At 36.1% G+C, this 23,080-nt stretch carries 17 protein-coding genes; 12 read left to right on the plus strand and 5 right to left on the minus strand.

What is annotated here, in order from left to right; genetic code table 11:
• The 9 genes from C8D70_RS04870 to C8D70_RS04910 all read left to right on the plus strand — a co-directional run.
• Positions 1–622, plus strand: a 622-nt coding sequence (locus C8D70_RS04870; protein WP_110366556.1) for a leucine-rich repeat domain-containing protein, incomplete at its 5' end; no start/stop codon positions are given.
• 10 nt (positions 623–632) lie between these two features.
• On the plus strand, positions 633–2,816 hold the full coding sequence (locus C8D70_RS20725) for a hypothetical protein (RefSeq protein WP_181416094.1): 2,184 nt from the start codon (positions 633–635) through the stop codon (positions 2,814–2,816).
• A 7-nt stretch (positions 2,817–2,823) separates the two neighbouring features.
• A complete protein-coding gene (locus C8D70_RS04880; RefSeq protein WP_146212852.1) occupies positions 2,824–6,642 on the plus strand; it encodes a hypothetical protein in 3,819 nt (1,272 codons plus the stop codon).
• Between the two features lie 71 nt (positions 6,643–6,713).
• Positions 6,714–8,591 carry a hypothetical protein gene (locus C8D70_RS04885; protein WP_110366558.1) on the plus strand — a complete coding sequence of 626 codons (1,878 nt, stop codon included), beginning with the start codon at positions 6,714–6,716 and terminating at the stop codon, positions 8,589–8,591.
• Complete coding sequence (locus C8D70_RS04890; RefSeq protein WP_110366559.1) at positions 8,588–9,346, plus strand: hypothetical protein; 759 nt, start codon at positions 8,588–8,590, stop codon at positions 9,344–9,346. The genes C8D70_RS04885 and C8D70_RS04890 overlap by 4 nt, the downstream gene beginning before the upstream one ends.
• Positions 9,347–9,530: 184 nt before the next feature.
• The gene (locus C8D70_RS04895) at positions 9,531–9,824 is read left to right on the plus strand and encodes a hypothetical protein (RefSeq protein WP_110366560.1); all 294 of its coding nucleotides are present in this window, start codon (positions 9,531–9,533) and stop codon (positions 9,822–9,824) included.
• 117 nt (positions 9,825–9,941) lie between these two features.
• Positions 9,942–10,862: a helix-turn-helix transcriptional regulator gene (locus C8D70_RS04900; protein WP_110366561.1), complete on the plus strand. Its 921-nt coding sequence runs from the start codon at positions 9,942–9,944 to the stop codon at positions 10,860–10,862.
• Between the two features lie 53 nt (positions 10,863–10,915).
• Positions 10,916–11,533, plus strand: a complete 618-nt coding sequence (locus C8D70_RS04905; protein ID WP_228407983.1) for a hypothetical protein — start codon at positions 10,916–10,918, stop codon at positions 11,531–11,533.
• Positions 11,533–11,964: a nucleoside deaminase gene (locus tag C8D70_RS04910; protein ID WP_076596437.1), complete on the plus strand. Its 432-nt coding sequence runs from the start codon at positions 11,533–11,535 to the stop codon at positions 11,962–11,964. Before C8D70_RS04905 ends, C8D70_RS04910 begins: the two co-directional genes overlap by 1 nt.
• Positions 11,965–12,033: 69 nt before the next feature.
• On the opposite strand, the gene C8D70_RS04915 is transcribed toward C8D70_RS04910, so the two are convergent.
• The 5 genes from C8D70_RS04915 to C8D70_RS04935 all read right to left on the minus strand — a co-directional run bounded on the left by C8D70_RS04915 (position 12,034) and on the right by C8D70_RS04935 (position 18,253).
• Positions 12,034–12,561, minus strand: coding sequence for a GNAT family N-acetyltransferase (locus tag C8D70_RS04915; protein ID WP_110366562.1), 528 nt, complete (start codon positions 12,559–12,561; stop codon positions 12,034–12,036).
• 68 nt (positions 12,562–12,629) lie between these two features.
• Complete coding sequence (locus tag C8D70_RS04920; protein WP_076596439.1) at positions 12,630–13,388, minus strand: type III pantothenate kinase; 759 nt, start codon at positions 13,386–13,388, stop codon at positions 12,630–12,632.
• A gap of 458 nt (positions 13,389–13,846) precedes the next feature.
• Complete coding sequence (locus C8D70_RS04925) at positions 13,847–15,685, minus strand: M1 family metallopeptidase (RefSeq protein ID WP_110366563.1); 1,839 nt, start codon at positions 15,683–15,685, stop codon at positions 13,847–13,849.
• Positions 15,686–15,899: 214 nt separating this feature from the next.
• Positions 15,900–16,370: a DUF1572 domain-containing protein gene (locus C8D70_RS04930; protein ID WP_110366564.1), complete on the minus strand. Its 471-nt coding sequence runs from the start codon at positions 16,368–16,370 to the stop codon at positions 15,900–15,902.
• Between the two features lie 191 nt (positions 16,371–16,561).
• On the minus strand, positions 16,562–18,253 hold the full coding sequence (locus tag C8D70_RS04935) for a DUF6909 family protein (RefSeq protein ID WP_076596443.1): 1,692 nt from the start codon (positions 18,251–18,253) through the stop codon (positions 16,562–16,564).
• A 172-nt stretch (positions 18,254–18,425) separates the two neighbouring features.
• Here C8D70_RS04935 and C8D70_RS21305 point away from each other — a divergent pair, with 172 nt between their 5' ends.
• From C8D70_RS21305 to C8D70_RS04950, 3 genes are all read left to right on the plus strand, one after another.
• Complete coding sequence (locus C8D70_RS21305) at positions 18,426–18,602, plus strand: transposase (protein ID WP_083688865.1); 177 nt, start codon at positions 18,426–18,428, stop codon at positions 18,600–18,602.
• Positions 18,603–19,243: 641 nt separating this feature from the next.
• Positions 19,244–20,650 carry a T9SS type A sorting domain-containing protein gene (locus C8D70_RS04945; RefSeq protein WP_110366565.1) on the plus strand — a complete coding sequence of 469 codons (1,407 nt, stop codon included), beginning with the start codon at positions 19,244–19,246 and terminating at the stop codon, positions 20,648–20,650.
• 169 nt (positions 20,651–20,819) lie between these two features.
• Positions 20,820–23,015: a glutamine synthetase III gene (locus tag C8D70_RS04950; RefSeq protein WP_076596445.1), complete on the plus strand. Its 2,196-nt coding sequence runs from the start codon at positions 20,820–20,822 to the stop codon at positions 23,013–23,015.
• Positions 23,016–23,080 lie beyond the last annotated feature (65 nt).

Consider the following 23,080-nt stretch of genomic DNA (forward strand, 5'->3'; position numbering starts at 1 on the left):
TATGAAAACAAAAGAAGAATTAAAACTCTATTTCGAAAATGGAGATATCCCAAAACAGGAAGACTTTTGGGAATGGCAGGACGCTTACTGGCATAAAGGAGAGAAACTAAACAATACTTCACTTGATCTGCCTGTTTATACAGAATTTGCCTATTCACCAACGGATAGTACAGAAATTATTGGAACTGATAACATCATTGTTTTTCCTGAAGGTATAAAAACTGTGGGAGGATTTATCTTTTCAGTATCTGTACCACGCATTTCAAAAATTATTTTTCCTAAATCTCTGGAAAGGATAAAAGCTCGAGCATTTAACTCTCAATACCTAAAGGGATCCATAACAATTCCTGGTTCATGTAAAACAATAGAAACATTCGCTTTTGCAAGTGGTAACGCCCGGATATCAAAATTAATATTAGAAGAGGGAGTAGAAACTATTGAATCATCAGCATTTCAGTTATCAACAAGTAACGACCTAACAGCTTTATATATTCCAGATTCAGTCAGCTCTGTTGGAGAAAATGCATTTGCCATTCCTTCCCTTAAGAATGTTTCAGCGCCTACAGGATTAGATCTAAGTAAGGCAGGTATTCCGTCAACAGCTACAATCACCTATAGATAAACTCAACAACATGAAAACAAAACAAGAATTAAAACAATATTTCGAAAACGGAGACATTCCGGTACAGGAAGAATTCTGGGAGTGGCATGATTCATACTGGCACAAAGATGAAAAGATTCCTGCAGATCAATTAGATTATGATCTGTCTAAAAAAGCAGATGTAAACGCTTCCAATATAAGCCAACAGGATGCTCAGCTTTGGAAAGAAAAAATTGAAACTCAGACAGCTATTCAGTCGCCCCAACTAAATGGAAACGTCTTAACCGTATTTTATACAGGTGAGAATGGGGTTCAGCAAAGTAAATCGGTAGATTTAAGCAGTTTGGTAACCCGTGATATCAGCATTGAAAACGCGGTATATGATGCCTCTCAAAATATGATTACCATTACCCAGAATGACGGATCAGCATTTCACATCAATCTCTCGGAATTCAGCATCATTCCAACGACCAATGCTGATGGAAGTGTAACAGTATCACAGGAAGGTCAGGAAAAAATCACTGTAAAAAAAGTAGCTGTAACAGGAAGTTACAACGATCTTTCCGATAAGCCAACTTTTAGCGGGAATGATAATTTACAAAATGTTATCGACAGAGGTAACGGAACAACCAAACCTATTATTTTTCAGCCAAGCCAGGGCAGAGCGGGCGAAATAAACTTCAGTCCTACCACTTATTCCTTTTGGTTTGGAAATTTGAATACGGATCATACCGGAGCTTACGGACTAGGCATTGGTTATAATACATTATCAAAATTAACCACAGGAGCAAATAACGTAGCTCTCGGTTCTTACTCTTTAAATGAAACCACCACAGGAAGATGGAATACCGCAACAGGTGTTTCAAGCGGAGCTAAACTTACAACGGGTAATTTCAATGCTTTTTTCGGAACACAAGCGGGAACTGAAACAACAACAGGAAATGGAAATACGTACATCGGAGATGAGGCAGGAAACAAAAATATTGCCGGAACCAATAACACTGCGCTCGGTCTTGGAGCCGCCTATTCCTTAACTAATGGAACCCAGAATACCTTTTTAGGTGCTTTTGCGGGAAATATTCATGGAAAAGTGACAACTTCAGGCGCATGGGGTTCCAATACATTTATCGGATATAATGCTGCTTCAACCACTCATGCAATGGGGGTCTGGGGAGATAACAATGTCGTTATTGGCTGTAACGCTCCATTAGGAGGTTCCACATTCAACAAGTTGGTTATTGAATCCAATCCGGTAGCAAGACGTCATGATTTTGTAACCCCTTTAATTGGTGGAGACTTTGCTGCAAGAACATTGGATTTTGATGCTGTAATCAGTGCAAAAAGAACTCCACTGGCCGATAACACCTATACAAAAGTAGCGGTTCTGAATGCCGGTAATGTATTGGGATATAAAAACCTTTCCGACTTCCAAAACTGCATTCCTCTCACAGGAACAGAAGTGAACAATCCCGTATCCGGTCATATTCAGTTTGAGAATGCCGAAGCACCGGAAATTGAATCTCTTCTTTATAAAATTAATACCCAGGACGGAATTAAAAACCAGGTAGGTTTCTTTCCAAGCGGAGTTTTGATCACATCAGGCAGTGTAGATAATTCTATACAATCGAATTTAGATGTCAGTAAAGATTACGGTGTATTGGCAAGAGCTTATGGCGCAAAACTTAGTTTAAGTAATGCCGGAGCCTCTTTAACGAGTTTTACCGATCATTCTGACGGAAAAGGAATCATGGTAAGCAATTATCCAGATGAACCTGTTATGGTAGAACATCAGGTATCAAATGCCAGAGGATTAAGTTCTAAAACTTATTTTGGAGACAACGCACAGGAAAATGATTACATCCAGAAACAATATGCAGACAAACAGCATTCCTACAGCACCAAAGAAGAACTGACAGGCGGAAAATGGATCAATGGCAAATCTGTTTATAAAAAAACATTATATCTGGATCAGATTCCAAGAACAGGTGAAATCGACTTAAGATCTGAATTCCCGGATCTTGAAACCATCATCTCTAATGAAATGTTTACAGAATGGTATGATCTTAAAGCTGCATTTGCAGGTAACCAATGGCGAACAAAAGCATACATCACGATCGAAAGAGAAAGAGCAATTATTGAACTACTAAATGTGCCTGATTATGATTATTCTCTTATCAACTCGTTTACTCTAACACTTGAATACACCAAAAAATAAAAACAAAATGCCAACAAACGATACATCAACAGCAAAATCCGCATTTACTGTCGGAAAATCCTTAATAGGAGAAGGAATTATTAACTACAAAGAAACAAACCCTATGAATACCAATAATGCATCACAATCACTTTTCAGATTTGTAAGTCTGAGAAACCCGCAATTAACAGAAATTAAAGACAAAAACTTAGGATTTATCCACAGACCTAAAGGAGTAACCGGTGTTTTTGATACAGCAGTCGTTGGAAGACCTGCCAAAACTTTAAAATTTACAGCCATGAAAAGGGCTGCCGGTGAGTTTAACAATTCCGGATTCGAAAGCGAGAAGAAAATCGAAGAAGGAGCATTTAAAGACCTTCTGATGATCGGAAGAAAGCTTTCTAAAAAAGAAACATTAGAAAGCGCTGACTGGAAGTTGGTTACGGATTATTACAAAAGCCTTATTAACACCAACAGACAGCTGAACGCAGAAGGAATTGCTATATTTTCCCAGCTTTGGAATAATTATATTTATCAGATTGTTACCCAGGGAGATTTCTATATTAAAGAAGCCATCAGCCACATTTTAATGGCTATTCAGCTTGGTTTTGCCAGCAACCAGGACCTTACAGATCAGGAAATCATCAAAATTAATGGAGAAAAACCATTGGAGAAGGCAATGGATGGAAAAATTATACTCCCTACCATTCTATTTTCAGAGGATACAGAAACGGCATCTTTAGTTTCTGCGAGAGCTGAAGGTTCTGAACCCGCTTTGGCAGCAAGAACGGTTCAAAGATTAGAATCTGAAGCAAGAGCTTCGTTTGTATCCAGTAAAGCGATCCACAGAAAGGAATCTCTTAACACACTGAATTCCGAGCTGGAAAAGCTTCAGAAAAAGTTCCATAAATCCAGACATCAGGCCTACCAGGATGAGTATTCCAGATATATGGCAGAAAACAAAGAACGTTTGGAACTGTATGACAGAAAGCTGGCAGAAGTAGACAGTAAAATCACTCCGGACATGTCTGAAGAAGAAAAAGAACGTCTTTACAGCACTTTGAAAGAATATGAAGTTGCTCCTTTCGTATTTACATACAAAAATGAAATCAATTTAGAAGATTTACAGGCAAAGCTTTCTCCTGAATCTTTCGACCTTTTTGTGGAACTTTTCGGTGAATCCACAACCAGCTTAACTTCTGTGGCAGAAGATACAGACAGCCTTCAGATCCTTTCGCATGACACCTTAAGAATGGGTGCTCAGACCATTGTTCTCGATGATGAGATTGAAAGCTATGCTGATGCTTTACTTGTTGTAAGAAACAATATTTCTGCTTCCATGGAGACCGCACTTCAAAACAGCCCACTTCCGGAACAGCAGTATGCCAATATCGGCGGAGCTTCAATACCTCTTATGCAGAATACAGCCAGAACACCGATGGCATACAGCTTATATGCTCACAGTGCTTACATAGTAGCAGGCAGCAGAGGATTTGTTAATTTTTCTTTTGAGGTTGAAGATGTTTCGTGGAGTGTTGCCAATGCTAAAATTACAGCTACAACAGATGCTGCCGGAACTTTCGAAGAAAATTACAGCAATATTCCTGTTGTAGATAATAAGATTACTTTGCCTGCGGCTTTGGTAAACAGATTCAGAACCAGCTTTAGTTTCAAAATAGAAATTATTTTTGATAACGGAAGCCAGGCTTATGGAGAGATTGCCACACAATATCTGAAAGAAGACTTAAACCTTACCGGAATGCTGACTTTGAAGCGTGCAGCAGTGGAAAACCCAGGAACCCCTGAACCAGGTACAACCCAAAAACGTAAAAATTTCGGGATCAAAAGATTGGGAGTAGCAGATTATATGAAAGTCGTGCAAAGTGTTCACGCTTATGTTCCTGGAGAGGTTTCTAATATTGAGAATGTTATGGCAAGCGAACTGCGACATAAATCTTCGGTTTCCAGAGAATACTCTGAAATTACCGATACAACTTCCAAATCTCAGGAAACAGAGAAGATGTCAGACACTTCCAAAACTTCCAGAACGGATATGCAGACCGAAGTTGCGAAAGAAATTGAGAAGCAGCAGAGTATTTCTGCCTACACAAGATTCAGCTATGGAAATGACAGTGCCATGAAGTTTGAAATCGGTGCAGATTATGCCAATAATACGGCACAGCACGACAGTACAAGACAGGCTGTGATGAAATCTCAGGAAATCACGGAAAGAGCAATGGAAAGAGTTCTTACTAAAATTTCAGAAGAAAGAGTTCAGAAAATCATCAAGGAATATACGGAAACCAATGTTCATGAATATGATAACAGAGGAAAGGTAACCAATACTGATAATGCTGAAGCTGCACAGCCTAAACACATTACCGGAGTTTACAGATGGATCGACAAGAAAATGAAAAACCAGATCTACAACTATGGTAAGCGTACAATGTTTGAATTTATGGTTCCTGAACCTTCAAGATTACACCGTCTGGCTCTTACTGTTGCCAAAGCTCAGGTGCTTAAGGCTCCTGTAGATCCAAGAAAAGCACCGGAACCATGGTTAATGGCAGATCCAAAATCTGCAACGATTGTACAAATCCAGCATTGGGCACAGGAATATGGAGTAACTTTAGAAGCTTTCCCGGAAGCAACAAAACAGGTTATTCATACAGCTTCGGCTGTTCCTAGTCAAAATGATGATTTTGGAATTGACTATACACAGTTTACCATCCCGGACAATTATGCCGGAAAAAATGCAAGTTTCAATTGCGTGTCAACAAGAAACAGAGGTGGAGGATGGTCTGGATCCCGTTATTCTGAAGTATTCTTCTCTAATTTTAAAGGAGACATGATTGGACGTTCTGAACGTGGTGGAGACCTTGTTTTTGGCGAAGCATCATCTGGCTTCAATATCACAGGTAATGTATCTTTCCAGGTGAAGGGACACAACGTAAGAAGTTATACCATCAAAGTAGTGGTAAACTGTGAGCTGAGCGATGTCTTTATCAACAAATGGAAAACAGACAGTTTTAACGACATTATTAAAGCCTATGAAGCTGCTTATGCCAAATTCCAGGAAGATCAGGCAAAGCTGGATGCAGAACAGAAAGAAAAAGAAGCCCAGCTTAAAGAAAGACAGGATACTTTCTACCGTTATATGGAACATGATGTATTAAAGCACAACTGTATCGCTTATTTATTACAGGATTACCTTTATACATTAGGCCAGGAAACAACCAACGGTGCTGATGAGAAAACAACCATGGATAATTTCCAGGTATACCTGAATGAAAATCTGGACAGATATACAGCCCTTGCCAAGTTTATGGAGCAGGCATTCGAATGGGAAATCATGGATTATACCTTCTATCCATACTATTGGGCTAACCGTAAGAGCTGGCAGGAATTCTATATCAGCGAAAGTATGGACCCATTGTTCAGAAGTTTCCTGCAGGCAGGTATGGCAAGAATTATCGTTACCGTAAAACCAGGTTTCGAAGCAGCTGTTCAGTTCTTCCTTGAAACAGGACTAATATGGAATGGCGGTTCTGTTCCGGTAATCGGAGACCCAATGTACATGAGTATCGTGGACGAAATGAGACAGCCTACCGGAGAACCTCAGGGTAAATACTGGATTACCAGAATCCCTACTACATTGACGATCCTTCAGGATAAGTCTACAGGACTTCCAGTGGATCATCCGCTTCCTATCTTCCCTGAAGATGATCCGAAGAACTGTGAAAATCCAAAAGAACTGGAGTTTGAAACAAGCTTCTCTTTGGATAAGGATGCGCAATTGCAGCATAGTGATGGTACTACAACATTGCCTACAACAATTGTTGGATAGAATTTACCTTAATGGCGGTGTGAAATATCACCGCTATTTTTTACAATTTTTAATTTCAAAAAACTTAAGAAATGAAAAATATAGATATTAGAAACTTAGCAAAGATTGGTGTGGCAGATGTAGATGTTTATAAGGCTAATCATAGGAAATTTAGTGCCACATCTCCCAAATTATTAATGTTTTTTAGATCTTCAGATCAGGCGAAGGGTCTTCCTAAAGATTCATCTGGTAAAAACAACGATATGAAATATAATCAATCATTTGGTTTTGATATGTTTTGCCAGCATCTATATGGTAATAATACTGATGTCTACAAAAACGGATACTATGAAAAAAAGGTAGTTGGCGGAAAAACAGTTGACGACAAATCAAGAGAAAAAATTGTAGGAAAACTTGAATCTTTTTATGAAAAAGATCCTAATCTTACATATGAATTAAAAGACCCAAAAGGTCCGCCAGTATCTTACTTTATTGATGAGACATACACATTATCAAAAAGGAACAAAAAAATGACAGATATCAGTTATTATATTCCCAATGTACTTATTAAGCCAGGTCAACAAGTCGTATTGTCTGCCAAATTTTTCGACACAGATAATGCTTCAAAATTAGGAGCTATTGTTTCATTCAAATTATCTAATAATAAAGGTATTGAAACTTTTACCCCCTCTCTTACATTTAATAATAATGAGGATGTTTTAGATTTTATTATTAAAACTAAGTCAAGTGAATTTATTGATGACAAAACAACAATAACTGCCTTTATCAATGATGGTACGGGAAAGGAATTAGAAATAGGCAAAGTAAATCTTCTACCAAATAAATTATTAAAAGCGAAATCTTTCTTTATTGATGTTTTCTATAATACGACTACTTCAACAGCTCCCTTCAATGGTACAACAATGATAAATGATTTAAATATGAAAGCTTTAAATCAATCGTCTGTAGAATTAATTTCTGGAGGAGCAAATAAAACAATGTTTATTAAAGCTAATGATCAAGAACTTGTAGATGGAAAATATGACGGGCAGCCAATTTCCAATATTTTGACAAATAAGGGAGCTGGAAAGCCATATGAACTCAATGATTTAAATAAAGCTTTAAGAATAATAACGTCCAGATTCTATGAAGAAATAATTAATGAAATTATAATAAATACTGAAACAGAATTAAAAAATCTCGATGTAAATGACGGAACTGCTACAAGAAAGCTAATTGATCCATCTACCTCACTAAAGGGAACATTAGATGACCTGGATATTACAAAGCCTTTCAATTCAGGAGGTAATATTATGAAAAGATATGATTTTATTAAAGATCGATTATATGGTTATTTACATCATGAATTTAAAATAAATTATCTTTTTGCATTTATATGTCATAATATCGAAACAAAGGTAACTACAACTTCAACAGCAACTACTTCAACTACTTCCCGTGATGAAGCAATGGCTTTTCTCGATGCAAAAGAAATCATTATTCCCAATAATGCTATTGGAAAAACAATGACTTTAGCTCATGAAATTGCACACTGCTTCGGTGTAAGGCATACTTTTGATATTTCAGGAAGCAGTCCACAAATAGGGGATCTGAAACTTCCTCAGCAAAAAACCCTTGAAAATATTATGGATTACCCTAAGAATGGTGATGCTGACAGAAGGTCTTTTATTAAATACCAATGGGATAAAATAAGAGAGAGTGTTTCTTCGCGTGTAAATACAGTTGCAGAACTTAACTTTGAACAACATACCGACAGAAACCAATCCGGTCTCGTCGATTTTTCTAAAGAAACAGGTTATATATGGGACTATAGCAGAAATTTAATGGACTTCCTCATGAGAGCAATGGAAAAAAAATATAATGGTGATTATTCAGAAATTAAAAATTCTAGTGATAAAATTTTGACTATTTTTGATAATGAAATTACCAAAACTTTAAATAAATTATGAAAACTCTATTTAAACTTATACTTTTTATATTTATTCCATTACATTTTTCAGCTCAGGGCTCTTTACAATATGATTTTAAAAAACAGGTGAATTATGTTTTTCAAGGTTCTCTATATGAGGCTTTCCAAGAAGCTGTAACCAATTATAATAGTAATTCCAAAGAATATATTCAGTCTGATATTCTACCTTTAAAGTTTGCAACTCAGCATAAAGAAAGTAAAAATAAAAACTACACAATAAAAATTGAAGATTTCCCCAATCAATATAATATAAAATTCAAATTTGATCAATATGAGAACAGCAAGGAAAACTGTTTGAATTTTTTAGAAATTGATACAAATAAATTATTTATACAATCACAAAAAGATAATTCAGGAGTTAAGTATATTAATACATATTTAAACTCTTTTATTCTAAGTAGTAGTTGTGATAATGATAACACAAAAACATGGATTTCAAAAAGTTTCCTATGCAAAACCCATGTGATATCTAATGATTACATTGATCTTAACAAAGATTCTAAAATATTCAACATATTGTATTACAACACTTTATCATTAACCTCTAACAGCGCTAAAAATAAGTTTGAAATTACTATTTATGAGAAGGTTGATAGGCAAATGAATCTTTTAATGAGAAAAACAATTATAAAAGGGAATAAGGAAGATGCAATTGATTATTTAAAACGCTATAATATTAATTACAATAGCATTAATGATAAGGACTTTCAGGAACAGGATTTCAAAAAAATTTAAAACTGATTCCTAATAGTAATACTTAAAAAAATTTTGCAGAAATAATGTATAGATGTTACATTTTGAAACTATACAAAAAGTAGAAATACTTTAATTGATAAGCCTCAGCATCCTGTGGCTTATTTTTTTAACTCCAAAGCTAGCTATATTCATCACATATAAAATATTGATGTAGCTAAATAATATGATAACCTCGAGAGTGAAAGAAAAAGATTTAACATGTGACCGTTTAGATGGCGGAGGAGTTCCTGTATATTATCGCAATGGCAGCCCTTTTACAGGTGTTGTTTTAAGATACTATGATACTGGCGAACTTTTTTGTGAAGAGGAATATAAAGAAGGATATCAGGAAGGATGGTTCAGATCTTATCATAAAAATGGAAAAAGATATACAGAATATAAAGCGCATAACAATGTAGAATACGACGGAACTTATAAAAAATGGGATGAAAATGGTAATTTAACGGCATCCTTCTAATAAAAATATAATAGATAAAAAATAAAACACGACACGTTTTGTCGCATTAACCGCATATATTTGTCTTATAAAACCTTACCATGAAACGTAGCACTGCTGCATCATAAAAAAAGAGAAATGAAGAAAGATTTTTATCTGACAAGATATGCCTTAATTATTAAAAGATTAGAAAGTTCTCCAGCTACTTATTCCCAGCTGGAGCACTATCTTTTGAATTCTTTTGAATTCCAGGATGCCGATATCAAAAGTTATTCTATCCGTACCCTGCAGAGAGATATCCGCGAGATTTCTGATCTCTTCAATCTTTCCATCCACAACAAGAAAAAAGGAGACAATCGATACTACATCGAGAGCCGTCCCATTATGGAAGTGGATGAGTACAACCAAAAACTACTGGAATCTTTTCAGGTGAGTAACGCCATGAATACCCACCCCGATTTTTCAGATTTTATCTTCTTCGAAAGCCGTAAACCCACCGGTGTAGAACATTTCTATGACCTGTTCTTCGCGATCCGAAATAAAAGGGTTGTAAGTTTTGAACACTACAATTACAAGAATAAACTGATGACCTCCAGAAAAGTTCACCCTTTGGCCTTAAAAGAATCTAAAGACCGATGGTATCTTATTGCCATTGATACAAAAGATAAAGTTTTAAAATCTTTCGGGCTGGACAGAATTAATTATCTGGATGTATCCAAAAATCAGTTCAGAGAAAAGTACAAATACAACTTCAGGGAGCATTTCAAAAATGCATTCGGGGTGATGAACCTTACAGAACAGAATCCACAGAACATTGTATTGAAATGCAGCCGCCACCAGGGAGAATATATCAGAAGTTTTCCGCTTCACCAGTCACAGAAAGAAACCAAAGAAACTCCGGAAGAGATCTATTTTGAGTTCTTCCTGCATCCTACTTATGATTTTATGCAGGAGATTCTTTCTTATGGAAAGGAAGTAACCGTTCTGGAACCGAAAGGTTTAGTTGATGACATCCGCAATCATTTGCAGGAATCTTTGAACCGTTATCTTGAAAGCTGATCATCAGGAATATATTCCATATTTTTTGTTATATTTACATAAATATACCTTTATTGAAAACTTTATTCATTGGCATCAGCTGCTTTATCTCTTCCTTTTTTCTCGCCCAGCAGAAAGAAGAGTTCAGGCTTGTAAAGAGTTATTATAACCAGCACAGAAATATGCTGAATAAAGAGTTTAAAAAGAAATTTGATGCCGAATCCAATACGGTAAAAAAAGCTGCTATAAAAGGAGACTTCCTTTTTTTCATGAAAAAAATGGACAGCATTGAAAACAATGCTCTGATCGGAGCTTTATTAAAAGTCAGAAATCTGGAAGACCTTCAAACCATCAAAAATACCGCATTCACCTCATCCGAAAAGTTTGCAGATGCCGAAAAGATCGCAGATTATCCCGGAGGTATCAATTCTTTGAGGCAGGAAGTTGCCAATCTGCTGTACGTAGATGGGGTATATTCTGAAGAAAAGATGGTAAAAACAGATGTCGCTTTTATTGTAGAAAAAGATGGAACTGTCAGCAATGTTCATGCGCAGGGAAATAATTTCACCTTCAACAGGCAGGCAGAAATAGCCCTGTATTCTCTGACCGAAAAATTTTCTCCGGCAATACTGAAAGGCGATCCTACTATTTACCGTTTTAAACTTCCTTTAACTTTAACGATAGCGGATTAATGTTTACAGACGAATATTACATGAAAATGGCTCTACAGGAGGCAGAAACCGCTTTAGAAAAAGATGAGGTTCCTATCGGATGCGTGGTGGTTTCAAACAACAGAATTATTGCAAGAGCCCATAATCTCACCGAAACACTGAATGATGTTACAGCCCACGCAGAAATGCAGGCCATCACCTCCGCAGCCAACTTCCTGGGAGGAAAATATTTAAAAGACTGTACGCTGTATGTTACGATGGAACCTTGCGTCATGTGTTCAGGCGCACTTTCCTGGTCTCAAATCTCGAAAGTAGTGATTGGAGCACGGGATGAACAAAGAGGTTTTATCAATAAACATCTTTCTCTCCACCCGAAAACAGAAGTTATTACGGGAATCATGGAAGCGGAATGCTCTTCTATTGTTAAAGAATTCTTTAAAAGTAAAAGATAATTAAAAACAAAAGCCAGAGGATATTGATATTCTCTGGCTTTCAATTTTATAACCACAAATACCTTATATTCAGTTTTTTAAGATACAATATCTCACCAGATCAAAATATTCTCCGTCCTTTTTCACTTCTTTTATGAGAACAGCCTCCTGCTCCATTCCTATCTTCTCCATAATTCTTCCGGACGCGGGATTGTGAAGGAAATGAGTGGCAAAAATTTTATTCAACTTTAATTCATTAAGACCAAAATCTATTATCGCTTTTGCGGCCTCAGTTACATATCCTTTATCCCAGTAAGGAATTCCTATCCAGTAGCCAAGTTCAGCTTTATCATCATCTCTGTCATGCAGCCCAATAGCTCCCATGATTTGACCTTCTTTATTCCGGATAGCAAATGTGTATCCGGTATTGTTATCAAAAGCTTCTTTTGACATTTTCACCCAGGATATCGCATCATTTTCCACGTATGGATAAGGAATATTAGAGGTAAGATCAGAAAAAATTCTGTGCTGAAGATATTCAACTATAGAAGAAATATCTCTTTCTTCCAGCTGGGAAAGAGTCAGCCTTTCTGTTTGTATGACGGGAAATTTTTTCATTATGTTAACAGTAAGATTGAGGAACTAAAGTATCGGCTGGATTCAACCTCAACTTTAACCATTTAAATTTATAAATCTTTTCCGAGGAAATAAAGACCTTTCAGGGTGTGAAGTCTGTCCATCACATGAATCTTATCCGTCAGAGGCTTATATACGTGAGAAACACCTCCTGTTGCCACTACAAAACAATCGTCATTCACTTCCTCATTGATGCGGGTTACAAAACCTTCTACCATCCCAAGAAAGCCATATACCATTCCGCTTTGCATACAGGTTACCGTATCCAATCCCAGGACAGATTTTGGTTTTTTCAGTTCGATATCCGGAAGTTGTGCGGTCTGGTTGATCAGCGAATTCAGAGATGTAACAATTCCCGGAGCAATAATGACTCCTAAAGTTTCCCCTGTTTCAGCTACACAGCTTGCGGTAAGAGCCGTCCCAAAATCTATGACAATCTTTTTTCTGTTCGGGTACAAATTGTGTGCTGCCACCAGGTTTGCGTAAATATCTGTTCCCATCTGCCTGGATTTCGCCTGAACTCCTGAAGGTGTTGACCTATCAACAATCACAGGATTTGTTCCATGAATTTTTTTGATGCCGGAGCTCATTACTTTGGTAAGCTGAGGTACTACGGATCCGATAATTACCTTATCAATCTCTTTGGGATCAATTTTATAGGTCTGATACAGCATCAGCATCTGTACATAAAGCTCATCTGCTGTTCTGTAAGGTTTTGTATTGATAACCCACGAAATATCACAATTATCCCCATTGAAAAGACCAAATCTGATATTGCTGTTTCCTACGTTTATTACAATTGAATTCATTGACATATTTTTCAGAAGAAATTCATTACATAAATTGAAATTCCGCTTATTTTTGAGGCACTAAATTTAATGATTTTTATAAAAAAAACCTGCCAATCTCCCATAAATTAAGATAAGCTCAATAATATCATTTATAAAAACTCTCCTGTTTATAAACTGTACAACTCTTCCGGAAGTTACAAACAATAGTCGTTTTGGCCTTCAGCAGATGTATGGAGGTTTAAAACAGGGCTGCGGTAGACTTCAGTAGATGTCCTAAACGCTCCTGCAAGCTGTAGTAAGTCCAAAGAAGCCTCTGAAAGTGTCCCGCGGTTCTGCTTGTAACAAAATGATAGATTTTTTAATCATTATCGAATATATTAAAGTAAAACACCATCAAAAAACATCTCTATAGATTAAAAAGATAACGGCGCGGAAATTTTATTTCCGCGCCGTTTATATTATTCTTTTTGTATTGATTATCTCACTTCAACAAAATTATTTTCCATATTCACATCTGCAATTCTCTGGCTGAAATCAATCCCCAGAACAGATAACTGAGATTTTGTGTAAGGAATAGTAAGGGTATATTCTTTCTGTGTCCAAGGCCAGTAAGGCATTGTTTTAAACTCACCATAAATATCTTTTTCTTTCCATGTGTGGGTCATATTCATTGGAATCTGATAGGTAACGATTTTCTTATCGGTTGTCATCACTCCAAAGTCAATCGGCATTGGAACCTGTCCGTTATTAATTAAAGTAATGGTGGTAGATTTTGCATCGTATTTTACATCCTTGATTCCGTAATCGATTGTCTTTGTTGTATTAATCCAATAGTTATGGAACCACTTCAGATCCATTCCGGAAACTTTTTGGGCAATATGAAGGAAATCTCTGTCTGAAGGATGTTTCATACTCCACTGGTCATAATATTGTTTTAAGGTTTCTGTAAGATTCTGCTCTCCCATAATATATCCAAGCTGTACCAGATACAACTCCCCTTTCACATAAGATGCATAGGTATAAGCTGTTCCGTTATCATGGTGGTCACCTAACCAGACTGCCGGTTCTTCAATTCCTTTTTTAATAAAATTTCTGTAAGCATCCAGTGTTTTAGCAAAAGGATTTGGCAGATCTTCAGGGAATAACTGATACATGGTATATCCTTCCGCATAGCTTGTAAAACCTTCATCCATCCATGGACGCACAGATTCGTTAGTGGCAAGCATCTGCTGATACCATGAGTGAGCGCCTTCGTGAGCCATTAGCCCCATTAAATCTTTAATATTTTTAGCTTCTCCCAGAATCATGGTACACATCCCGTACTCCATTCCTCCATCACCTCCCTGGATAAATGCGTAGGTAGGATATACATATTTTCCAAAGTGAGCATTCATAATCTGGAAATACCTGGTAATATAAGGCTGTGATTCGCCCCACACTTTCGTTTTATCATTTTTCTGATACACCAGATATACTTTCGGACCTTCCGGAACATTGAAGCTTTCTACCGAATAATCTCTGTCTGCACTCCATGCAAAATCAAGAATATTTTTTGCAGTCCATTTCCAGATTGCCTTTTTATCTTTTTCTGTTTTTATTTTTGCATTAACATCATAACCTTTTACTTCTGCAGGATTTTCCAGGATTCCTCCTGCTCCTACTACATAATCTTTGTTGATTTTAATGGTAACATCAAAATCGGAGAATGGTGCATGGAATTCTCTTCCCAGATAATCAAAAGTGGCCCAGCCGTCATAATCGTACTCAGCAACTTTCGGATACCACTGCGTCATGGTCATATCTACTCCTTCTCTGTTGTTTCTTCCGCTTCTTCTGATCTGCATAGGAATCACAGCATCCCAATCCATTGTAAACGTAGTGGTAGAATTTGGCTTGACAGGTTCTGCCAGATATACTTTCATAACGGTTTCTTGAACTTCAAATTTCAGATCTTTCCCATTTTGTTTAATCCAGTGAATATTCTGAGCACCTTCCTGGTCTTTAGGAATGGAAGCAAGTCTTGAAACACCGTCTTTCTGTAGTCTTCCGTCACCATTTTTCCCTTGGGAAGCCACTCTCTGATCCATCATAGAGTTAGGTTTGAAAGCATTCCAGTATAAATGAAAATAAACCACATTCAGCTCATCGGGTGAATTGTTGGTGTATTCTAAAGTTTGTTTTCCCTGATAGGTAAATTTTTCAGCATTGACATCAATATCCATCTTGTATTTCGCAGCCTGCTGATAGTAAGCTCCTTGCTGAGCCTGAAATTGTGAAATGATAAACGCAAAAATGATTGCAGCCGATTTTCTCATTTAAAATTTTATTTTTTCTAAAGGTAGGTAATTTAAATAAAAGCCTCAAATAGGAGTTATTCTGAGGTTTTATTCTGTTTGTTATGGTTATAGATGGATTTTGATCTGAATTGTTAAATTTCTTTCTGAGTTTTCTTGAAATAATTCTTGTCAAGGTTTGAAACCTTGACAAGAATCACTGATACACGGCTTTTCAAAGGTGCTATATTTATTTTCAGGCGTTTTTTAATAATTTCTTAATTAAAGTAATCTGTCCCAGATGATAATAGCTGTGTTCAATCATTCCATCGATATTTCTTTGGTAGGTTCCGTATTTTTCATCAACAAAAACCTCATCAAGTCTGGAATCAGGCATTTGTTCTAATAATAATGCAAACTTTTCAGAATCTGTCCATAGTTTATTCAACAGCTCTTCCCATTGTTGCTGAGATTCTATGGCTGGAAGATCAAAACTGAACTGATCTTTGATCTCAAGCCCGCCGCCTTCAAAAACATTAATAATGCCTGCAATATAATAATCAATATGAAAGGTAAGCATGGCAATGGTATTTAAAGAATCTACTTTTGCAACCGCCTGTTCCCAGGTAACATCTGAAAGCTGATCTTTAAAATTGGTATTGGCGATCCAGAAACCATCCAGTAGAACCTCTCTGAATCTTTTGGCAAGTTGTGAAATTGAGCTCATGGATATTTATTTATGTTTCCTAAAGATAGGTTTTTATTTAAATACAAATTTCACCAATGAAAACCACTATTCTAAACACAATAAAATAGTGCAATTTGTGCAAATAAATTTGTGATATTCGTGTTTAATTAATTACAAAAAACCTCAAATACAAAAGTATCTGAGGTTGATATTATAATTTTAAATTACAATTATTTTTTTGCAGAAGCTTCTTTCTTTCCACTTCTTAAAATCTTTTCAAGAATTCTTAAAGTGATCAGATAGGTTGGCTTTACTCCCGTAAGCCCCAACCCTCCTGAAGACAATGTACTCCCTGTTTCCAGCGGATTATCTGAAGCGTAATAAGCATACATTACAAACAGGTCCGGTGAAATGTGGTGTCTGATCTTAGAGGCTACCTGAATGGCTTTCTGGTAATGCGCTCCTTCCATTTCAAGACCTATTGCTTTCCATGAAGTATTCATAAAATACAAAAGAATATCTTTATTCTGAAGAGAAGTACCCAGAACGGTAATCATAGGACCTTCAAAAGCTTTTAATTCATCATCTTTGAAATCTTCCAGTTTTAAGGCATTTTCAAAAGGATAGTTATCTGCCGTTCCTTCAAAAATATGGGAAGTAGGAATCATAATATCTCCTTTCTCTCCGGTAAGAATACCTGCTTTACCCATAATGGAAACAGATTTTACATGCATCATATAAACTTCTCCTTTATGTTCAAAAGGTCTAAGCAATTCATCCATTACTTCAAAAGCCTGCTCTCCGAATGCATAGTCAAAAACCATTACCACATCATCTCCTCCGAACTTGCAGTCTGCAAATGGGGTATTCTTTAGATCTGTTTTGCTGAGGTCTATGATTTGTACATCTATATTACTTCCGCTCTTGTCCGCAATATGGATCATTCCTTCCTCCAAAGCATATTTTAAAACCTTATCACGAAGTTCTTTTTTGTTCGAAATCTCTTCGTACAATTTATAATCCACCTCATGATGCTGCTTCTTTTTAAGGGCATTATTGGCATACAGCATATTTTTCACCGAGTGCATATTGGCAGAAATAATATGCAACGGACGCATGTGAAGATTGTTTTCAAATAAAACCTCTTTCACTTTGTTGGCCCATTTTTCACCAAAATAATGGTGACCTACTCTTTCTTTTAATATAGAACTGAAATGAATTTCTCTTTCTCTGCTTCCTTTGGCATCATCAAGACTTACTTTTGCCAAGTTGTAAATGATTTTGAACAGACGGTCAGGATTATGATCATCACCGAAAGTATTGTAAGCTCTCAACGTTTCATCAAAAGATCTTCCTATTAAAGAAGAAAGATGAATAAGCGCCACTTCTTTTTCTTTTCTGCTGAATTTCTTTTCACCTTTCACTACTTCTTCAATAATTTTGAAAGCACGTGTCGGCTTCCAGTTTTCATCCTGAATGAATGCCAGATTACGGATTTTGTCAGCTTCTATAAAAAGGAAGGTAAGGTGGGTAAGAATGTCATAAATTTCGGAACGGCCCAAAAGAACCTCAATATTCATCTGGTGTTCGTCTATTCTATAGCAGTTTCTTCTTCTTTTCTTAGGGACAATAGGTTCGAAACTTCCTTTATCAAACCCTTCATCAGATGTAAGGTGAATAAAAGCGCATTCTTCAATTCCTTCCGGAAGTCTGTCCAGCACGTACATCAAACCGTCCAGTTCCAATTTACTTGGAATATTCATGGTTCCATAAATTTCCGGATTGATGGTCTTTAACAAACTTCTGATACTTTCTCCTGAAACTCCGCCCGGCTTGAAAAATCCTCTATAAAACAGGTGTCTCATAGAGATGTATAGTCTTTCAATAGCCTCTGTTGTTTCTCTTGCTCTAGAATTTGTCATAAAATAAATTTCACACAAATATACAAAATCTCTGCTCAACTTATTTTAAGCAACCTTTAAGAAAACACTTAAAATAGTGTGAGTTTGCTATTAGAAAAGGGACGGAAAATTTAAATCCTTTTATCCTGGCTGTATGAAAATTTACGAAAAAGCATTTTCCTGAAAAGTAAAAATCAATCTATCCAATTGTTCCGGGATCAGCCATTTAGATATTAAGGCTTTGAGGTTGTGCCACAGCAGGAGAATTCATAAGTATAAAACCTTTAAAGAAATTGCCAAAAGGGGCCTGTTTTTCTGGGGTGATTTTACAGTTTTAAACTTCATGTTTTTTACCAATGACAAAGGCTGAATTATTGATTGTATAATCACTGCTGCAACTTTAGATGAACAGAAATCCACGGCAATATAAAAACTTTACGAAAAATATATGAAAACAAAATCTTTAACTTGAATGTTCGATGCCTATGTGCTGCGCAGAAGAGTTACTATGGAAACCATCTTTGATCAGCTTAAAATATTATCAGGTAGAGCATTTATGACACAGAAGTATAGCCCAATTACCTCAATACTATTTTTTCTGCACAGATAATATCCAATTTCATTAAAAAAGCTTTCTCTAAAAAACAATTCTGCAGATACTAAACAGATTTATTTATTTTAATAGTTATACCGAACCCTCTTGAAATTATTTAACAATATCGCTGTAAAACAAAATAACCAGAAGTAATATTCACACAAAACTGCAATTTATCATTTCAGTTTAATATTTTTTTAATGATATTCATTGTGTATAATAAAGATTTTCATCTAAATAAAGAGGAATTAATAGTGGTTATATTTCATGTTTTTTTACATTTGCAAAAAACACATTTATTTATTTACTGAATTGCCACGGCAATTAAAAAAATCTATTCTTCACAACGACTATTAAAGTTTAATGGATAGATTATTATTTTTTTGAAACATTTAACTTGTAAATTAATAATAATTATGATGAAAAAAACCTCTACAATCTACAAATGGGCATTTTTACTTATTTGCTTATTTCTTAACGACAAAACCAAAGCTCAAATTTACACAAGCACGTATGATGGAATTAGTTATTCCTCTAACCAACCAAACAATTTGAATATAGTTTATTTTGTAGCAAATAATGTCCCATTAGATCCAACTTATAAAACACGTCTAAGTGCTATAATGCTTTGGGGACAAAATTTTTATAAACAAAATATGATAAGTAATGGATATGGTGCCAAGGCATTTGGCCTTTTTAGAGAAACGGCGAATCCTAATAATGTTAAAATTATTTTGATTCATGGAAGCCAACCCCTTTCAAGCTATCCTTATACCGATTCTGGTTTAATGCAAAATGAAGTAAATACTTATTTTGCGAATAATCCAACACAAAAAACCAGTGAGCATACACTTGTGATTGCAGCCGTTCCAGATCAGGCTACCGCAAACGTTCCTTTTTATGGCGTAGGCAAAACTTGTTTTGCACTTGATTATCCACAATTTAATATTCAATATGTGGGCACCAGTACTTATGAATTTTCTAAATGGTTTGGGGGAATGATGCATGAACTTGGACATGGCCTTAATTTGCCACATAGCAGGCAAACCAACTCCGAAAACTTGAATCCAAATAAAGGAAAGAACCTTATGGGTCCAGGCAATTTAACATTAGGAGCTTCACCAACATTTATTAACAGAGCAGGATCTGCTATACTTAATAACTGCCAAGTATTTGCCTCTGCTCCAGGAGGAACTTATTATAATAATCATAATGCAGGACTAACCTCTCTCCACACAACATATAATAATGGCATTCTTACTGTCTCAGGTTCATTTCAGTCTGACAGGCCTGTAACAGATATAAACATTTATCAAGATCCACACCCAGCACCACATAGTGTTGGAGGTGAAGCTTATGAAAGAAAAGCATGGTCGGTTCCACCGGTTGGAAACACATTTTCTGTAAACATGCCGGTAAGCGAATTAGAAATAACAAACGGACAATATAATTTACAAGTAGAACTTGTGCTTCAAAATGGAGAAACAACCTTTGATTATTATCCTTTTTCATATATAAACGGAATTCCTAATATTAATGTCCATTTTGGCACTTTAGCCACTCTGGAGACAGATTCTTTTTATAATAATCAAAGCATATATCCAAATCCTGTGACGGACGACCTAAATATTAATCTAGGTTCTGCTAATGACAATTATAATATAGAAATTATCAATACTTTAGGAGAGGTAATACACAAGACCGGCACTTCAAAAAAAACAATCAAAATATCATTATCTACCCTGCCGGCTGGTATGTATATTGTAAAAATAAAAAATTCTTCCAGTAATAGCGGTAAATCTTTCTCTATTATAAAAAAATAGTTCCTGATATTATTTTATAAAGGCTTGCAATTTTGCGAGCCTTTTTAATATAAACAACAAAGGCTGATTCAAAAAAAAAAAAAAACATACACACCCCTAAATTTTTTAGGGTTAAAATGCTTCCGATTTATTTTTTTTGTAAATTTGCCCTGTAAAAATTAACCCAATTATGTCAACCTTAAGATTCAAAGCATTAGAAACCCTTCCATTTAAGGATTTCAGAAAAGACAACTCTGTTGAGATCCCTGCAAAATTATCAGAGCTATTCTGTAAAAATGTTTTCTCAGAAGAAACAATGAGAGAATATTTAACAAAAGAAGCATTCGGTTCCATCATGGATGCAATTAAAAAAGGAACTAAGATCCAGAGACATATTGCAGATCAGGTAGCTGTAGCAATGAAAGACTGGGCAATGAGCAAAGGGGTAACCCACTATACTCACTGGTTTCAGCCTTTAACAGGTACTACTGCAGAAAAGCACGATTCTTTTTTTACACCCATTGAAGGAGGAAGAGCAATCGAAAGATTCAGCGGAAATATGCTTATCCAACAGGAGCCTGATGCATCATCTTTCCCTAACGGAGGTATCAGAAATACTTTTGAAGCAAGAGGTTATACAGCCTGGGACCCTACCTCACCGGCATTCATTATGGGAACTACATTATGTATTCCTTCTATCTTTATCTCTTATACAGGAGAAACGTTAGATTATAAAGCACCTCTTTTAAGAGCTTTGAACGCTGTTGATGAAGCTGCAACGAATGTAATGCAGTATTTTGACAAAAACGTAACTAAGGTAACGCCTACTTTGGGCTGGGAGCAGGAATATTTCCTTGTTGATTCAGCGTTATATCAATCACGTCCGGATCTTGTATTAACAGGTAAGACTTTATTAGGACATTCTCCGGCAAAAGGACAGCAGCTGGACGACCACTATTTCGGTTCTATTCCTACAAGAGTAATGAACTTCATGAAAGAGCTGGAAATAGAATGTATGAAATTAGGAATTCCTGCAACAACAAGACATAATGAGGTTGCTCCGAACCAGTTCGAGCTTGCACCAATGTTTGAAGAAGTAAACGTTGCGGTAGACCACAACTCTCTGTTGATGGACATCATGGCAAGAGTAGCGCACAAGCACCACTTCCACATCCTGTTCCACGAGAAACCATTCGCTGGAGTAAACGGAAGCGGAAAACACAACAACTGGTCTTTAGCTACAGATACTGGTGAAAACCTGTTAAGCCCGGGAAAGAATCCAAAGAAAAATTTACAGTTCCTGACATTCTTTGTTAACACCATTAAAGCGGTTCACGAATATGCAGATCTTTTAAGAGCAAGTATCGCTTCTGCAAGCAATGACCACAGACTTGGTGCCAACGAAGCGCCACCAGCCATTATTTCCGTATTCATCGGAAGCCAGCTGTTCAGTGTATTGGAAGAACTTGAAAAAGTAACCAGCGGAAAATTATCACCGGAAGAGAAAACAGAATTAAAATTAAATGTAGTTGGAAAGATTCCTGAAATCCTTTTAGATAACACAGACAGAAACAGAACCTCTCCGTTTGCATTTACAGGAAATAAATTTGAGATCAGAGCGGTAGGTTCTTCTGCAAACTGCGCAGAGTCTATGACCGTAATGAATACTATTGCTGCTAAACAGCTTAATGACTTTAAGAAAGAAGTTGATGCTTTAATTGAAACGGGTCTTAAGAAAGATGAAGCGATCTTTAATGTATTGAGAGAATACATCAAGCAGTGTAAAAACATTATGTTTGAAGGTGACGGATATTCTGATGACTGGGCAAAAGAAGCTAAGAAAAGAGGATTGAACAACCTTAAGACAACTCCTGAAGCTTTAAAACAGGAAATGGATAAGAAATTCTTAGATCTTTATGAAGAGATGGGAATTTTCAACCACAGAGAAGTAGAAGCAAGAAACGAGATTAAATTAGAGAAATACTCTACTGTAATTGATATTGAGGCAAGAGTGTTAAGCGATATCGCCAGAAACCACATCATCCCATCTGCATTAAATTATCAGAACAGATTAATTGAAAACGTAAAAGGTCTTAAAGATATCTTTGGCGATAAAGAATTCAAAACGCTGGCAAAAGAACAGATGAGTTTAATTACAAGCATTTCTGAAAATGTTTCTAAAATCAAGCTTGGGGTTGAAGATCTTATCAAAGCCAGAGAAGCTGCAAAAAGCATATCAGACAGCCAAAAACAGGCAGAAAACTACTGTAACAAAGTAAAACCATTATTCGATCCTATCAGAGAGGCTTCTGACGCATTGGAAATGATGGTTGACGATGAGCTTTGGCCAATGACAAAATACAGAGAAATGTTATTTACAAAATAACGTCCTGTAAGGTTCCATATTAGTTTAAATTCCTCGGTTTTCCGGGGAATTTTTTTGTTTTGTTA

It is taken from the genome of Chryseobacterium sp. CBTAP 102, assembly GCF_003201365.1.
Taxonomy (GTDB): Bacteria; Bacteroidota; Bacteroidia; order Flavobacteriales; family Weeksellaceae; genus Chryseobacterium; species Chryseobacterium candidae.

Coding starts and splice junctions, on each gene's coding strand:
- C8D70_RS20725 (WP_181416094.1), top strand. CDS start 633: ATGAAAACAAAACAAGAATTAAAACAATATTTCGAAAACGGAGACATT.
- C8D70_RS04880 (WP_146212852.1), top strand. CDS start 2,824: ATGCCAACAAACGATACATCAACAGCAAAATCCGCATTTACTGTCGGA.
- C8D70_RS04885 (WP_110366558.1), top strand. CDS start 6,714: ATGAAAAATATAGATATTAGAAACTTAGCAAAGATTGGTGTGGCAGAT.
- C8D70_RS04890 (WP_110366559.1), top strand. CDS start 8,588: ATGAAAACTCTATTTAAACTTATACTTTTTATATTTATTCCATTACAT.
- C8D70_RS04895 (WP_110366560.1), top strand. CDS start 9,531: ATGATAACCTCGAGAGTGAAAGAAAAAGATTTAACATGTGACCGTTTA.
- C8D70_RS04900 (WP_110366561.1), top strand. CDS start 9,942: ATGAAGAAAGATTTTTATCTGACAAGATATGCCTTAATTATTAAAAGA.
- C8D70_RS04910 (WP_076596437.1), top strand. CDS start 11,533: ATGTTTACAGACGAATATTACATGAAAATGGCTCTACAGGAGGCAGAA.
- C8D70_RS04915 (WP_110366562.1), bottom strand. CDS start 12,561: ATGAAAAAATTTCCCGTCATACAAACAGAAAGGCTGACTCTTTCCCAG.
- C8D70_RS04920 (WP_076596439.1), bottom strand. CDS start 13,388: ATGAATTCAATTGTAATAAACGTAGGAAACAGCAATATCAGATTTGGT.
- C8D70_RS04925 (WP_110366563.1), bottom strand. CDS start 15,685: ATGAGAAAATCGGCTGCAATCATTTTTGCGTTTATCATTTCACAATTT.
- C8D70_RS04930 (WP_110366564.1), bottom strand. CDS start 16,370: ATGAGCTCAATTTCACAACTTGCCAAAAGATTCAGAGAGGTTCTACTG.
- C8D70_RS04935 (WP_076596443.1), bottom strand. CDS start 18,253: ATGACAAATTCTAGAGCAAGAGAAACAACAGAGGCTATTGAAAGACTA.
- C8D70_RS04945 (WP_110366565.1), top strand. CDS start 19,244: ATGATGAAAAAAACCTCTACAATCTACAAATGGGCATTTTTACTTATT.
- C8D70_RS04950 (WP_076596445.1), top strand. CDS start 20,820: ATGTCAACCTTAAGATTCAAAGCATTAGAAACCCTTCCATTTAAGGAT.